This is a genomic window from Bradyrhizobium sp. 179 (genome assembly GCF_023073535.1).
In the GTDB taxonomy this organism is placed as follows: domain Bacteria; phylum Pseudomonadota; class Alphaproteobacteria; order Rhizobiales; family Xanthobacteraceae; genus Bradyrhizobium.
The window spans coordinates 17,867-32,933 of sequence record NZ_JADPJR010000010.1; the positions used below are offsets into that span (position 1 = coordinate 17,867).

General features: G+C 62.9%; 13 protein-coding genes. 3 read left to right on the top strand and 10 right to left on the bottom strand.

What is annotated here, in order from left to right:
* Positions 1-31: 31 nt before the first annotated feature.
* The 10 genes from IVB12_RS02870 to IVB12_RS02915 form a co-directional block, all read right to left on the bottom strand.
* Positions 32-1,576 carry an AMP-binding protein gene (locus tag IVB12_RS02870; protein ID WP_247295452.1) on the bottom strand — a complete coding sequence of 515 codons (1,545 nt, stop codon included), beginning with the start codon at positions 1,574-1,576 and terminating at the stop codon, positions 32-34.
* Positions 1,569-2,087 (bottom strand): (2Fe-2S)-binding protein, encoded by a 519-nt coding sequence (locus IVB12_RS02875; RefSeq protein ID WP_247295454.1) that lies wholly within the window; start codon positions 2,085-2,087, stop codon positions 1,569-1,571. Before IVB12_RS02875 ends, IVB12_RS02870 begins: the two co-directional genes overlap by 8 nt.
* Positions 2,084-2,899 carry an FAD binding domain-containing protein gene (locus tag IVB12_RS02880; protein WP_247295456.1) on the bottom strand — a complete coding sequence of 272 codons (816 nt, stop codon included), beginning with the start codon at positions 2,897-2,899 and terminating at the stop codon, positions 2,084-2,086. Before IVB12_RS02880 ends, IVB12_RS02875 begins: the two co-directional genes overlap by 4 nt.
* Entirely contained in the window at positions 2,896-5,901 is a 3,006-nt protein-coding gene (locus tag IVB12_RS02885) for a molybdopterin cofactor-binding domain-containing protein (RefSeq protein ID WP_247295458.1), read from the bottom strand. Before IVB12_RS02885 ends, IVB12_RS02880 begins: the two co-directional genes overlap by 4 nt.
* A gap of 1 nt (position 5,902) precedes the next feature.
* Positions 5,903-7,696 (bottom strand): thiamine pyrophosphate-binding protein, encoded by a 1,794-nt coding sequence (locus IVB12_RS02890; RefSeq protein ID WP_247295459.1) that lies wholly within the window; start codon positions 7,694-7,696, stop codon positions 5,903-5,905.
* Positions 7,693-8,460: an ABC transporter permease gene (locus IVB12_RS02895; RefSeq protein WP_247295461.1), complete on the bottom strand. Its 768-nt coding sequence runs from the start codon at positions 8,458-8,460 to the stop codon at positions 7,693-7,695. The genes IVB12_RS02890 and IVB12_RS02895 overlap by 4 nt, the downstream gene beginning before the upstream one ends.
* The gene (locus tag IVB12_RS02900) at positions 8,457-9,296 is read right to left on the bottom strand and encodes an ABC transporter ATP-binding protein (RefSeq protein ID WP_247295463.1); all 840 of its coding nucleotides are present in this window, start codon (positions 9,294-9,296) and stop codon (positions 8,457-8,459) included. Before IVB12_RS02900 ends, IVB12_RS02895 begins: the two co-directional genes overlap by 4 nt.
* A gap of 18 nt (positions 9,297-9,314) precedes the next feature.
* A complete protein-coding gene (locus tag IVB12_RS02905) occupies positions 9,315-10,343 on the bottom strand; it encodes an ABC transporter substrate-binding protein (RefSeq protein ID WP_247295465.1) in 1,029 nt (342 codons plus the stop codon).
* Between the two features lie 74 nt (positions 10,344-10,417).
* On the bottom strand, positions 10,418-11,839 hold the full coding sequence (locus IVB12_RS02910) for a UbiD family decarboxylase (protein WP_247295603.1): 1,422 nt from the start codon (positions 11,837-11,839) through the stop codon (positions 10,418-10,420).
* A gap of 34 nt (positions 11,840-11,873) precedes the next feature.
* The gene (locus IVB12_RS02915) at positions 11,874-12,488 is read right to left on the bottom strand and encodes a UbiX family flavin prenyltransferase (protein WP_247295468.1); all 615 of its coding nucleotides are present in this window, start codon (positions 12,486-12,488) and stop codon (positions 11,874-11,876) included.
* A gap of 251 nt (positions 12,489-12,739) precedes the next feature.
* Between IVB12_RS02915 and IVB12_RS02920 the strand changes: the two genes are divergently transcribed.
* The 3 genes from IVB12_RS02920 to IVB12_RS02930 all read left to right on the top strand — a co-directional run bounded on the left by IVB12_RS02920 (position 12,740) and on the right by IVB12_RS02930 (position 14,965).
* The gene (locus IVB12_RS02920; RefSeq protein WP_247295470.1) at positions 12,740-13,711 is read left to right on the top strand and encodes a LysR family transcriptional regulator; all 972 of its coding nucleotides are present in this window, start codon (positions 12,740-12,742) and stop codon (positions 13,709-13,711) included.
* A 113-nt stretch (positions 13,712-13,824) separates the two neighbouring features.
* A complete protein-coding gene (locus tag IVB12_RS02925) occupies positions 13,825-14,310 on the top strand; it encodes an alpha-hydroxy-acid oxidizing protein (RefSeq protein WP_247295473.1) in 486 nt (161 codons plus the stop codon).
* A complete protein-coding gene (locus IVB12_RS02930) occupies positions 14,261-14,965 on the top strand; it encodes an alpha-hydroxy acid oxidase (RefSeq protein WP_247295475.1) in 705 nt (234 codons plus the stop codon). Before IVB12_RS02925 ends, IVB12_RS02930 begins: the two co-directional genes overlap by 50 nt.
* The last annotated feature ends 102 nt before the right edge of the window (positions 14,966-15,067 follow it).

Here is a 15,067-nt window from a genome sequence, read left to right on the forward strand (position 1 = left end):
TTCTGTGCTTCCTTCTGTTGATGCGTGATGATCAGGCCGCGTCCGACGGCGGCAGGCGCTCGGCCTCGTATTCCCCGGCGACGAGCAGGCGCCGCAGCAGCTTGCCGACCGGTGATTTCGGGATCGCGTCGACGAAGACGTAGCGGCGCGGCCGCTTGAAATTGGCAAGGCCCGTAGTGCGGCAGAACTGCTCCAGCTCGACCTCGGAGACGGCGCGATTGCGCTTGACGAAGGCGACGACGATCTTGCCCCACTTCTCGTCGGCAACGCCGACCACCGCGACCTCGTCCACGGCGGGATGCAGCGACAGGCAGCTCTCGATCTCCACAGGCGAAACGTTCTCGCCACCGGTGATGATCATGTCGTCGACACGGCCGGTGACGAACAGGTCGCCGTCGTGATCGACAAAGCCGGTGTCGCCCGTAAAGTACCAGCCCTCACGCAGCGATTTTGCGTCGGCCTCGGGGCGGCGCCAGTAGCCTTCGAAGGCCTCGTCGCCCGCGAGCGTCGCGATGATCTCGCCCTCCTCGCCGACTGCAGCGAGGTCTGCGACCGACTTCGCAGCGATGCGAACGACCTTGACGTGCTGGTTCAGCCCCGCCTTGCCGGCTGAGCCGGGCTTTGCCGCGGCGTTCTGGTCGATCGTGAAGGTGTAGATCTCCGAGCTGCCGTAATGGTTGACGATCAGGTCGGGCTTGAACGCTTCGTTCAGCTTCTTCAGAAGGCCGTCGGTCATCGATGCGCCGGCGAAGCCGAGCTTGCGCACACTGGAGACGTCGGTTTTGGCAAACGCCTCGTGATGGACGAGGTCGTGATAGAGCGTCGGCACAAGATAGAGGTTGGTGATCGCTTCCTTCTCGATCAGCGCCAGCGCCTGGCGGCTGTCATAACGCGGCAGGCAGATGAAGGTGCCGCCGATCAGCGACATCGCCAGCAGCGAGCGGACGCCCATGGTGTGGTAGAGCGGCATCACGCCGAGAGTGCGCTCGCCGCGCCCGTAGAGATTTTGCGCAACATGAGCGATCGCCGCGGCGCGTTCGGCGCGGTGCCGGCGCGGCACGCCCTTCGGCCGCGAGGTCGTGCCGGAGGTGTAGAGCATGATCGACCAGGAATCCGCGCCGACGCGCGGCTCGGCATCCGGCGCAGCGTCCTTGATCAGACCGGCGAAGCTGGTCGCCTCGCCCTTTCCGGGATCGACGGAGACGCGCAGCAGCTTGCCCGCCAGGGCCGAGCCCTGCACGGCCTCGGCAGAGATGTCCTGATAGAACATCGCGCAGGCTTCGGCGTTCTCGATGCAGTAGTCGAGCTCGTCGGCCTTGGCGCGCCAGTTGATCGGCGTGATCACGACGCCGGCGAACTGGCAGGCCCAGTGCAGCGTCGCCGCTTCCCAGCGGTTCTGCAGCAGCGTCACGACGTGATCGCCGGGCTTGAGGCCAAGGCGGTCGAACGACGCAACGAGGGAGGAGATCTTGTCGTACCATTGCCGGTAGGTCAGGCGGAGATCGCCGTCGACCAATGCGATGGCGTGGGGATCGCGCGCGGCGCTGGCCATGAAGCTGCTGGCGAGATCAAGCATTCGACGTCTCTTTTTTGGATGAAGCGAGCTGGGCGGCGGCTTCGAGCGCCGCCTGGATGATCGGGGTGTAGCCGGTGCAGCGGCAGATATGCCCGCTGAGGAGATCGCGGATCTCCGCCTCGGTCGGTGCCGGGTTCTGTGCGAGATAATGGTCGAGCGACATCAGAATGCCGGCCGTGCAGAAGCCGCACTGGAGCGCGTGGTTGCGGCGGAACGCCTGCTGCAGCACGCCGAGCCGGTCCGCCGAGGGCGCGAGCCCTTCGACCGTCCTGAGCTCGCAACCGTCGACCTGCGCCGCGAGCGTGAGGCAGGAGCGTGTCAGCATCCCGTCGACGACGATGGTACAGGCCCCGCAGACCCCGTGCTCGCAGCCGACATGCGTGCCGGTCGCGCCCAATTGGTGGCGCAGGAAATCCGATAGTAGCATGCGCGGCTCGGCCTCGCCCTCGACGGCTTTGCCGTTCAGCGAGAAGCGGACGGGATGGCGGCTGTCTGCCTTGAGACGGGTCATTGCAGCACCTCGCCGATCAGGTCACGGCCGATCCTGCGGACGAGGTCGCGGCGATAGCGCGCCGTGGCGTGGACGTCGTCGCGGGCACCAAGCTCGTAGGCGAAGGCATTGAGGGCATCGTCGAGCGCACTGCCCTCCAGGTGAGGCCAATCGCGCGCGGTTGGTACATCGGCAACCCCGCCGACAGCGAGACGCACGCCGGTCGGAGTCTTCATCGCGGCGCAGGAGACGATGGCGAAATCGCCGTGGCGGCGCGCGACCTCGCGGAAGGCGACACGCGATCCCTTCATCGCCGGCAGCGAGATGCCCTCGATGAGCTCGTCGTCGGCGCGCGCCGTCAGCATCATGCCGGTGAAGAAGTCTTTTGCCGCGACGCGGCGGCGCCGTCTGGCGTTGCGCAAGAACACTTCGCCGCTGAGCGCGACCAGCGCCAGCGGCATCTCGGCGCTGGGATCGGCATGGGCGAGCGAGCCACAGATGGTGCCGCGGCTGCGGGTCTGCATGTGACCGACCCAGGGCAGCGCCAGCGCCACCAGCGGCAGCGCTTCGGATAGCTCCGGCCACGCCAGTAGATCAGCCTGGCGCACGCCGGCACCGATCACGACGGCCTCGCCCTTGCGCTCGATCCGGCGGAGCTCCTCGATCCGCATAATGTCGATCAGCAGCTTTGGCTTGGCGAGGCGCACGTTGAGCATCGCCATCAGCGACTGCCCGCCGGCGAGGATGCGCGCATCGCCGCCTTGTTGCGCCAGTACTTCGAGCACATCACCAACGGCTTCAGCACGGAGATAGTCGAATGCGGGCGGCTTCATCGGCGCCCCCCGAACAGGCCGGCCGTCTTCGCCAGCAGCGCGAACAGCGAGAAGCCGCCACCTGATGCACCGCCGCCGCCGGCCTTGCGGGCCAGCGCGGTGAAGAACTGGCCGATGATCACCCGCGTCGCGCCATCCAACAGGCGGCCGCCGATGCTGGCGACCTTGCCTCCGATCGCGGCGTCATAGCTGTAGGTCAGCTTCGTTCCGCCATTGCCGTCCGGCGCGAGCGTGATGCGTCCCTCGGCATTGCCGAAGCCGAGTGCGCCAGTGGCACCGCCGCGCAAGGTGGCCGCCCGCGGCGGATCGAGATCGAACAGCTCGACGTCGGCGCGATAGCGGCCGCTGACGGGGCCGATGCCCAGCGTCACGTCGGCGCGGAAGTGCGTGTCGGTGATCTTGTCGACGCGCCGACACCCGGGAATGACCGATTGCAGCGTGGCGGGATCGAGCAGCATGGCCCAGACCTGCTCGGGCGCACCTTTCACCAAAGCTTGCCCTTCGCCGCGCAAGCGTCGATCGCCGTCGCGCGCGGGCGCGGCAGTCGCGCCGACCGCGGGAGGCGGCGGTTCGGCGCCGCGCACGGAGTCGGCCAGCCGTGCCGGCACCAGCGGCAGCGTGATGTCGGCAACGCCGAGCGCATCCGCAACCGCATTGGCGAGGCACACCGGCGTCGACATGCAATTGCCCTCGCCGACGCCCTTGGCCCCGAGCGGCGTGAACGGCGACGGCGTCTCCATGTGAATAATCTGCGGCTCCGGCACCTCGGTCGTGGTCGGCAACAGATAGTCGGCGAGCGTTCCGGTCAGAAAGCTGCCGTCCTCGGCATAGGCATATTCCTCATAGAGCGCGGCCCCGAGTGCCTGCGCAAAGCCGCCGCGGATCTGGCCGTTGACCATGCCGGGATGCAGGATGGTGCCGCAATCGTGCATGGTGACGTAGCGATCGATCCGCGTCTCCAGGCTTGTGCGGTCGATCTCGACACCGCAGAAATCGAAGATGAAGCCGTGGCAGAGCGAGGAGTTGATGCGATCGTCCTCGTCGGGCGGCGTCAGCTCCGGCGGCGTCCAGAACACGGTCTCGCGGATGGTCTGGCCGGCATCGTCGGGCAGCGAACCCGGCGACCAATGGCTAAGCGCCGCGACGCGCGAGAACGCGATCCGGTTCTCCGGATTGTGCCTTGAGGCGACGAAGCCTTTTGCGAAGACGATGTCAGCGGCCTCGACGTTGAGCTGGCTGGCGGCAATGCGGGCGAGACGGCCGGCGACGCGCTCAGCGGCGATCTTCGCCGTGCCCGCGACCGCTGCGGCAAAACGGCTGGCGTAATTGCCCGATGCGATCGACCAGGCGTCCTTGGCGGTGTCGATCTCGGTGTTGACGCGGATATCCCCGGGCTGAAGACCGAACACGTCGGCGACCACCTGTGACAGCACGGTGCGATGGCCCTGCCCTTGCGGCACCGAGGCGACGTGAACGGTGACGCTGCCGACTGGGTCGAGCCCGACCGTCGCGGTTGCCTGTGCACCGTTCTTGGGGCCGGCCTTGCGGCGCTCGGCCGCCGTCAGCACGGTGGTGATGTAGCCCATGTTGGAGACGCTGGGCTCGACCACTGCGGTGAAGCCTATTCCGTACAGGCCGCCGCGCGCCCGCACCTCATCACGTCTCGCCTTGAGCTCCGCGAGCCTGCCCTGCTCGACCGCACGCGCGACCGCTTCCTGGTAATTGCCGGAATCGAGCAGCGCGCCGGTCGCGGTGCGATAGGGAAACGCCCCTGCGTCGATCAGGTTGCGCTTGATGACATCGAGCGGATCGAGGCCGAGGCCGATCGCGATCCGTTGCACCAGGCGTTCCAGCGCGAAATAGACCTGCGGGCCACCGAAGCCGCGGTTCAGCCCGGTCGGCGTCTTGTTGGTGACGACAACTCGGTTGCGGATGTTGACGTGGCGGATGTCGTAGGCGCCGGTCAGATTGCCGTGCATGCGGTAGAGCGTGGCCGGCTCGGGCGCGCGCAGATGAGCGCCGCAATCCTCGACCTGGTCCCAGTCGAGCGCGAGGATTTTGCCGTCGGCCGCAACCGCCGCCGACAGCGTCGTGGCGCGGTTGGTCGCCGACACCGAGGCGGTGAGATGCTCGAGCCGGTCCTCGATCCACTTGACGGGCCGCCCCGTGACGCGTGCGGCCGCCGCGATCAGCACGATGTAGGGAAACACGCCCTGCTTGACGCCAAAGCTGCCGCCGGAATCCGGCGGCGTGCGCAGCCGCAGCCGATTGCCCGGCACCTTCAGCGCACGCGCAATCACCGTATGGATGCTGAACGGGCCCTGGAAGTTGGCGAGCACCTCATAGGCATCCTCGCCGGAATCGTGCGAAGCAACGACACCATAGGTTTCGATCGGCGTGCAGGAGTTGCGGGGATATCTGATGTCGATGGAAAAGCGATGCGGCGCATCCGCAAAAGCTGTCTCGGGATCGCCGTAGCGGAAGGCGCGGTCGCTGGCGAGATTGCCGGGGAAGCCGTCATGCAGCACCGGCGCGCCTGATACGAGCGCACCAAGCGGATCGACGACGGCGCCGCGCGGGCGATATTCGACATTGATGAGCTCGGCTGCGTCTTCGGCACGGGCACGATCCGTGGCCACGACCACGGCGACCGGCTCGCCGACATAGCGCACGCGGTCCATCGCGATCGGCCAGCACTCGACCGGCGCCTTCACGCCGACGACGAGGCTTGTGGTGACGTCCCTGACGTCGCTGCCGGTCAGAACGGCGGCAACGCCCGGCAGGCGCTTGGCGGCCTCAACATCGATCGAAAGAATATCGGCATGCGCGTGCGGCGAGCGCAGGATCGTCGCGTGCTGCGTGCCGGGCGCAACGCCGAGATCGTCGATGAAGCGGCCGCGGCCGGAGAGCAGCGCGGCGTCCTCGACGCGCTCGATGGAACGGCCGAGCCAAGGCAGGTCCTCGCCATTAATGGCTGCGGAATGCGCCGTGGTCTGCTTCATTTCATGCTTCCGCGCGCCGGTCCGCGGCAGCATCGGCCGCAGCCTGCGCAGCCCTGCGCAATTGCGTGAGAGTTGTGGAAGGCGTGATTGCCTCGGGATCGATCCTCAACTCCAAAACGGCGGGCTTACTGTATCTCTCAGCAAAAGCCGTTGCCCGTTCAAACGCCGGGGCAAACTCCTCGGTTCTCTCGACAACTTCGCCGTAGCCAGCAAATGCACGCGCTAGTGCGGCAAAATCCGGATTTTCCAGCTCGGTTGCATGAACGCGCCCAGGATATTCCTTTTCCTGATGCATGCGAATTGAGCCGTACATGCCATTGTTGACAACGAGCGCGACGACGCCGAGCCTATACCGGGCCGCCGTAGCAAGCTCGTTAGCGCTCATCAGAAAGCAGCCGTCCCCCGCGAAGCAGACCGTGGTACGCTCCGGATGAACGAGCTTGGCGGTGATTGCTGCGGGCAGGCCGTAACCCATCGAACCGGACGTGGGTGCAAGCTGGGTACGAAAGCCGCCATAGCGGTGAAACTTGTGCACCCAGATGGCGTAGTTGCCCGCACCGTTTGAGATGACGGCATCTGCCGGGAGTACTTCGCGCAGGTGTAACATCACTGCGCCCAGGTCGAGCGGCCCTGGCATCGCCCCCGGGATCTGCTCGGCGAGGAAGTCCGCTCGAGCAGAGGCAATCCAAGCCTTTCGTTGCGCGGTTCCGTTCTGCAGTCCGGCCGTCGGTTTCATCTGCGCAACGGCGGCTGCGAACTCAGGCATGCCAGCGTTGATGGCGAGATCGGCTTGATAGACACGGCCAAGCTCGTTGGGATCGGCATGCACATGGACGAAGGTCTGCGATGGCCTCGGCACACCAAACAAGGTGTATCCTGACGTCGTCGTCTCGCCGAGACGGCCACCGAGGGCAATAACGAGGTCCGCGCTACGTATCCGCCGAACAAGCGTTTGGCTCGGGCCAAGACCTGCATGACCGATGTAGTTGAGGTGCCGATTGTCCAGAATGTCCTGTCGTCGGAAACCCGCCACGACAGGCAGGTCAAAAGTTTCGACGAACGTCTTGAGGTTGGTGCATGCCTGCGTATTCCACCCTCCTCCGCCCACGATCACGAGCGGTCTCTCCGCGGCACCGATCATTTCTCCCAGATGCAGGAGTTGATCGGCACCCGGGTGGGCGGCCGATCGCTTGTACGGTCTGGCGTCCGCCACCACGACCTCTTCGGCAAGCATGTCCTCAGGGAGGGAGACCACGACAGGACCTGGACGACCCGAAACCGCGACGTGAAACGCACGACTCACCAATTCCGGGATGCGCTCAGCGCGATCGATTTCGACAACCCACTTGGCCATGCCGCCGAACATCTGTCCGAAATCGACCTCTTGCCACGCCTCGCGTCCCAACATGCCACGCGCAACCTGTCCGATGAACAGGATCATAGGCGTCGAGTCCTGCGCTGCCGTATGAACCCCGATAGCCGCGTGGCTTGCGCCAGGTCCTCGCGTGACGAAGCAAATGCCCGGCTGCCCCGTCAGCTTCCCATAAGCCTCGGCCATGTGCGCCGCCCCGGCCTCATGGCGAGCCACGATGGTGCGGACCGCATCGCCTGCTCCGGCCAGCGCATCGATCGCGGCCAGAAAGCTCTCGCCCGGCAGGCAGAACACCGTATCTGTGTTGTGGATCCGCAGCGTGTCGACTAGAATTTCGCCGCCGCTGCGCCGACGGGTAGCCGTCAATTCCGAGGGGCCACCTGTCCTGCTTTGGCCGGCCGCAAAAGGCAAATGATCGTTCATGCCCGCGCCTTCCAGGGGATAAGGCGATGCTCAATCTCATCGAGCACGATAGAGAACAGGAACCCGAGCACCGCAATCACGAGCAAGCCAACATACATCGTGTCGACGGTCAGAACCTGCCAGGCATTCCAAATCATGTAGCCGATGCCGTCGTTGGCCGCGACCATCTCGGAGATAGCAATCAGGATCAGTCCCATACCGACTGCTAGCTTGACGCCCGCCATGATCGATGGAAGCGCCCCCGGAAAAGCGATGGTCCGAAATACCTGCCAGCGGTTGGCTCTGTAGTTATGACCTACGTCAAGATAGATCTTGTCGATGTTTGCGACGCCGACGACCGTGTTGATGATAATCGGATAGAACGCACCCAGTGCTACCATCACGACCTTCGACATCTCGCCAAGTCCGAAGATCAGAAGTACCAACGGCAGAATAGCGCTCTTCGGTATTGGATAGGTCGCCGAGATAAGAGGATCGATCGCTGCCCGTAGTGGTCGCGACACGCCCATGGCCAATCCGAGAAATAGCGCGGGAATTCCGCCGAGCAGCATTCCGAGCCCTAGTCGTTTGAGGCTGGCCATCACATTGGTGCCAAGCTCTCCGGAAGCGATCAGCGCACCAAATTGGTGAACGATAGCCGATGGCGGCGGAAAGAAGCGGACGTCAAGAAGCCCGAAATGGGCAGCGAGTTCCCATAAGCCGAGCAACAGAACGGGGGTCGCGATCCCGACCAGTCTGTCACGGCCTTTGACTTCTGAGCTCATACCTTTTCTCCCTCCGCATTTTGCCGCGCTCGCTGTACCTCCTCGCGCAACTGTTCCCAGATGTGGAAGACGAGATCGCCGTAGGCAGGCTTTTGCCTAAGTTCCAGCACGCTTCGCGGACGCGGAAATGGCACGTCAATGATCCCCTTCGCCCGACCGGGATTGGCCGTCATGATCATGATGCGGTCGCCGAGCGTAACCGCTTCGTCCACACTGTGCGTGATGAATACGACAGTCTTTTTGGTCGCCTCCCAGATCCGAAGCAGTTCCTCATGGAGCAGAAGCTTGTTCTGTTCGTCCAGCGCCGAGAACGGCTCGTCCATGAACAAGATCTCGGGGTCATTAGCAAAAGCCCGCACGATCGATACGCGCTGCCGCATACCACCCGATAATTGGCCAGGATACCGATCTCTGAAGCGCCACAACCCAATCCGCTCGAGCCATGACGCGACGGTCTCAGATACTTCTTTCTCTGGGACACGGCGCATCCGCAGTCCGTATGCAGCGTTGTCGAACACGGTCATCCATGGAAACAGCGAGTCGCCCTGAAAGATCATGGAATTTACTGGTCGCTTCTCATCGGTCCGGTTCACGGCGACCGTGCCCGCACTATGCGTATCAAGTCCGGCCAGGATGCGAAGCAATGTCGTCTTGCCACAACCGCTCGGGCCGACAATGACGAAGAATTGTCCCTGCGGAATATCGATCGTAATACCGTCGAGCGCGACGAAGCCCGACGAACCGAAACGCTTTGTGACGCCCGAGAGCGAAATCTGCGGCTTGTCTGGCACCAAGTGAGGCCGCTCCTGCTTGTTCAACCCGCTCGTCATAGCCATGACAAATCCTTCTTGCCGTCAATTTTCGGCGGGCTTGTAGGGGCCAAGCGTCTGCACCGCCTTCTCGGCGAATGACGCGTCGACAACATCCTCGACCCTGCCCGGTCGTTCCAGATAGCCGCTATCGGAAAAAAACTTCAGATCCTCGGCCATGCTCTTCACGTTGACCTTTCCGTCTGGATCGATGCCGTTTGGCACCATTTTCCGAAACAAATCCGAATCCTTGAGTCCCGTGCTCTTCATGATCGTCCGGATCACCTTGTCGGCGTCCTTTCCCGCGAACTTTCCGCCTGCGGTCGCATCGTTGTAGACGCGTGCGGCCTTGAGATAGGCGACCATGAACCGCTCAGCCACCGCAGGGCGCTTGGCGATGAAGTCGCCGCCATAGAGCAGTACGGCGACCTGTTGATCGGGATAGCCGTCCGCGACGAACTTCACGGCGACACCATTATCGATCGCCTGCGTCACCGAGGGCTCGGTCGTGATCGCCGCATCGATGGCGCCGGTGGTGAACGCAGCAATTTGCTGTGGGTAGTTGATGTAGTTATGGGTAACGTCCTTATAGCTCAGCCCCGCGCTCGCCAAGATGTGGCTGAGCTTTGCGTTGGTGGCTGCTCCCGGGCCGACCTCACCGAACTTCAGTCCCTTCAAGTCCGCAACGGACTTGACGCTCCCGTTGTCGATCAACCCCTTGCGGACCAGCAGCGGCATGTAGTCGTAGGAGCGAGGTGTGGAGCCCTTGTCGGCCACGACCTTCACGTTGATACCTCGAGCGACAGCATTATAAAGTCCAGCAGAGGACGCGCCTGCACCAACGTCAATCTGCCCCGCGCCCAGTGGCGCAATCATTTTCGGTCCTAAATCGAAGGCTATCAACGTGACGTTGAGGTTCTGCTCGACAAAAAAGCCGCGCTCGACCGCCAGATGAAATACGACGTCGCTGACAACGTTGTTGATGGCGACCTTGACTTCATCGGCCTTTTCGGCCCTTACGGGAACCACACTCGCGGCCGCAAGTGCGCCGGCAACCAGACCTGCGCAGATCATTCTCGAAATCATCAACCACCTCCCGAACTGTAAGCTACGACAGCGCCTCTCGCGGGCGCGTTGGGCCTGCGCGCCTATCGCGCCCTTGCGAGAGCACGAGAGAAAGCAGCATTTGGGTCTTTCTGCAGGACCGCGGAGAGGTCGACGTCTTCCTCACCCTTGACATGGATGCGCTTGAAGTCGAGTTCGGGCGCCTCCATCGGTACAGTCGCATCAAAACCCATTTTGGCGCTGATGCCGTTGTTCGTAGTCGGATCGAGCTTCGAGCCGAGCGCACCGGAAACGACGAAAAGATCGCGGTCGGCCTGGAAGCGCGTCGCCACGGCCCACTCTATCTCGTCGGAATCACCGATGTTGACGTCCTTATCGACAACGATGACCTGCTTGATGTCATAGTGGGCGCCGAAGGCAGACATGATGATGTTCTTCGGCTCGCCGTCGGCGATCTTCTGGATCTTGACTGCTAGATGGTAGCGGCAGGTGCCGCCGCGGGTCAGGCGCACATCGAGCACGTTCGGAAAACTGCGTCGCAGATGCTGGAGCAGCGTCGCCTCGCGGGGGACACCACCGAGAATGAGGTGCTCGTAACCGCCGCCGACGATGGTGTGGTAGATCGGCTGGTCACGATGAGTGACCATGTCTACTTCGATCACCTCGCGATTGGCACGCGGACCGTAATACTGCGGAAACTCTCCGAACGGCCCTTCCGGCTCCCGTACGCCCGGCAGTATTCGTCCCTCAATCACGATCTCCGCGTGGGCGGGAACTCGGACGGAGTTCGTCTTGCACTTCACGACGTCGATAGGATGCCCGAGCAGTGCACCGGCAATTCCCATCTCATCTTCGTCCAGCGCGGCAATCGCCTGGGAAGCGAGGATGAGAGCAGGATGGACCCCTATGACGATCGCGATCTCAAGCGCTTCGCTCGCCTCCTCGGCCATCCGAAAGTAGGACAGCGTATGTCTGGGTAGCAGAAGCACGCCGATCCGGTTTGGTCCGCTGATCTGACAACGATGGATCGACACGTTCTGGACGCCGGTGCGCGGATTGCGCGCGATCAACAGACCCGCCGTAATATAGGGTCCGCTATCGCGCTCATTGTGTTTTGGAATGGGCAGCTGCCGAAGGAGGTCAACCTCGTTATGGATGACCTCATGCACCGGGCCGGCTGCCACTTCGCGGCTCGCCAGTGGCGCGCGCGCCGCCGCGAGGAAACGAGTTAGCAACTGCTCCTCGTCCACCCCAATCGATTCGGCCACCCAATCGCGTGCCACGAACAGATTGGCGACCACCGGAATGTCGTGCCCGCCCGGCTTCGGAAACAAGACCGCACGCTCGCGCTCGAGCCGCTTTGATATCGCGGCAAGCTCGTCGGCAAGCGCCACGCCCTCGCACGCGACAGCGACCTTGCCCCGCTCGGCAAGGTATGCAAGCCAAGCCCGCAAGTCTTTTGGCGCCTCTGCCGGCGCGGTTCTGGCCAGGTTCTCGGTCCGCATTTGACGATTCTCTCTGTGGTCGTCCATCAAAACGTCAGGAAGGTATTTTCCGCAATGAACGACGCTTCAATGCTTCGTCCTCGCCCCAGCGCCGCACCGCGCCGATATCGATGTCGAACAGGTCGAGCACGCGCCCGACGGTATGCTCGACCATGTCATCCAAATCGTCGGGCTTGGCATAGAATGCCGGCACCGGCGGCGCGATTATCGCTCCCATCTCCGACAGCGCTGTCATGGTCCGTAAGTGCCCGGTGTGCAGCGGGGTCTCGCGCACCATCAGAACCAACCGCCGTCGCTCCTTGAGCACGACGTCGGCAGCCCGCGTCAACAATGTCGTGGTGACACCAGACGCGATCTCCGACATCGATCGCATCGAGCACGGCGCGACGATCATGCCCGCCGTGCGGAAGGAGCCGCTGGAGATCGAGGCCGCCATATCGTCGATGGCATGGCTCGCGTTGGCGAGCGCCCTCACCTCGGTGATCTTCAGGTCGGTTTCATAAGCGAAGGTCTGCTCGGCTGTTTTCGACATCACGAGGTGCGTTTCTACGCCCGCATTGCGCAGCAATTGCAGCAACCGCACGCCATAGACGACGCCGGACGCTCCGGAAATGCCGACAATCAACCGCGTGGGCCTCCGATCCTGCATGGCGTTCGCTTCAGCTCCCTTATTCCGTGATGCATGTACGCCCACCGTCAGCAAAGCGGTCGCAGCAATTCGGTTGACGTCGATTGCCTCGGCTGCGCGTGCCGCTTCGATCTAAGCGCTCATGATCTAAGCGTTTGAAGGTGACTCTATTGGTAAGTTAAGATCAGTACAAATAATGATTGATGATAAATTAGATCAGCCGCATTGATACAGTCTCTGGGCTGGATCGGGAGCTGTAGGAGGGAACCCCCATGGAATTCAGGCAGATGCAATACTTCCTGTGCCTGACGGAAGAGAAGAGCGTCACACGCGCTGCCCGTCAGCTCAACATCGTGCAGCCGGCGCTGAGTATGCAGATCGCCAAACTCGAGGCCGAGTTGGGCCAGAAACTGTTCGAACGCAGCATTCACGGAATGGCGCTAACCGTCGCTGGCGAGGCGCTTGCCCGATTAGTATCTCCGATCGTGCGAGACGTCGAATATGCCAAGCAGGAAATGGCGCAGCTTAACGGCCGCATTTCCGGGCGGGTATCGGTCGGCCTGATCACGTCGGTGGCGCAAAGCACTATGGCGAGTTCATCCGCTACTGTCGCGCACCTCTACCCGGAGATCACACTTTCGGCCTGTGAGGGATATACCGAAACCCTGACGGATTGGGTGAATTCCGGTCAGCTCGACTTTGCGCTGATCAACGTACCGCGGAGGCGGGTTTCTCTTGCGGCGCATCACATAATGGACGAGGAAATGGTGCTCGCGTGCCGGAAGGACGCACCGATAAGGCCGCCGACCAAACTGCGTTTCGGGCAGCTTGCCGAGTTTGACCTCGTCATGCCATCGAAGCGGCACGGGTTACGTATGATCCTGGAAGAGCATGCCGCGACGGCCGGCATCGAATTGAAGCCCAGGCTGGAGCTCGACACCTTGCCCGCGGTTTGCGACGTGATCGCGACCACAAATCTCGTGACAGTGTTGCCTACGATTGCGCTTCAACAATCGCTGGCCGACGGCAGGGTGAGAGCGCACCGGTTTTCCGAACCGCGCATCGCCCGATCGATAGCCTGGGTGCATCACCCACGCCGGACTGTATCCGCGGCAGCTAGAGCCGTGCTGGAAATCATTCGCCACGACCTACTCGAAGCCGCAGCATCGGCAAGCAATTACGTGCAGCCCGCTATAGGGGGAGCCGGGCGGCGCCAAGCCGCGAGGCGCACTAAATCACGTTGAGCAACTTGCGAAGCAAATCATCCAAAATTATGGCGGCCATCATCGCAAATTATTTGCGGTGATGGCTGGACGCGTCCTATGTGGAAGCTGTCACGCAATAAGGACACTTCCTCATGGCCGGCGATGTTCGCCGCTCGTCACGGCATGCCCAAGCCTGGGGTGCGGGCAGCGGCACGAGTCCCGAGGCTCGCCTTCGTCAGCGTTTGCCAACGCTGGATGATGTGGAGCGCCGTGCCCGTCGCCGCATTCCACGCTTTGCCTTCGATTTTCTTGAGGGCGGAACGGGAGATGATTTGGGGGCACGGCGCAACCGGATGGCCCTGGACGCGGTGGAGCTCGTCCCGAATTATGGCAAGCCCGGCCCTGTCAACACGGAAGTTGAACTATTCGGCATCCCCTGTGCCGCACCGATTGGCATTTCTCCGGTCGGGGTCGACGGTATCGTTTGGCCCGGTGCGACACGCATTCTCGCCGCCGCTGCCGGAAAGGCTCGCATACCCTACATAGCCGGCACGCTCGCCACCGCCACAATCGAAGAGGTCGCAGAGGTTGCTGGTCCTTATGCATGGTTTCAGCTTTACGGTCTCCCGGCAAATTGACCACGCCGTGACTTTCGATCTTATCAGGCGGGCGAGCGCTTCCGGCGTGCGCGTGCTTGCCGCGACGTTGGATGCGCCCGTTCGCTCCAAACGGCCCCGCGATCTGCGCAATGGCCTCGTCGTGCCCTTCCGCCCCACCCTCAAAACCACATTCGACGTAGCCTCGTCATTGCCTTGGCTGCTGGCCCTCCTCAAACAGGGAACCCCCGCGTTCCGCAACATGGAGCGATACGTCGACCAACCGCCGACTCTGGCCAAGACTGCCGGGTTCGTGCAGAGCCAGATCAAAGGTACGTTTTCGTGGGATGCCGTGAAGCGGATGCGGGACGCGTGGCCGGGCGCCCTGGTCGTGAAAGGCATCATGCACCCCGTCGACGCCGAGCAGGCAATTGCAGCGGGAGTCGACGGCATCCTGGTTTCCAATCATGGCGGCCGTCAACTCGATGCGGCGCCTGCAGCCATGATGTACTGCCAGCAATTGCGGCACGTGTCGGGAGCAAGGCCACTATCTTGTTCGACAGCGGCATCCGATCGGGACTGGACGTCGCGCGAGCCATTTCGCTTGGGGCCAACGGCACATTCGCGGGCCGCGCATTTCTGCTCGGCCTCGGTGCGCTCGGTGAGCGAGGCGCAGGCTATGTTGCCGAACTCCTGAGGGATGAGCTGGAGACAGCGATGGGTCAGCTTGGTGCCCCCTCGGTCAACGTGCTCAGTCAACAGGCGCGCCGGCACCGGCAGGCATTGGATTTCACCTGAA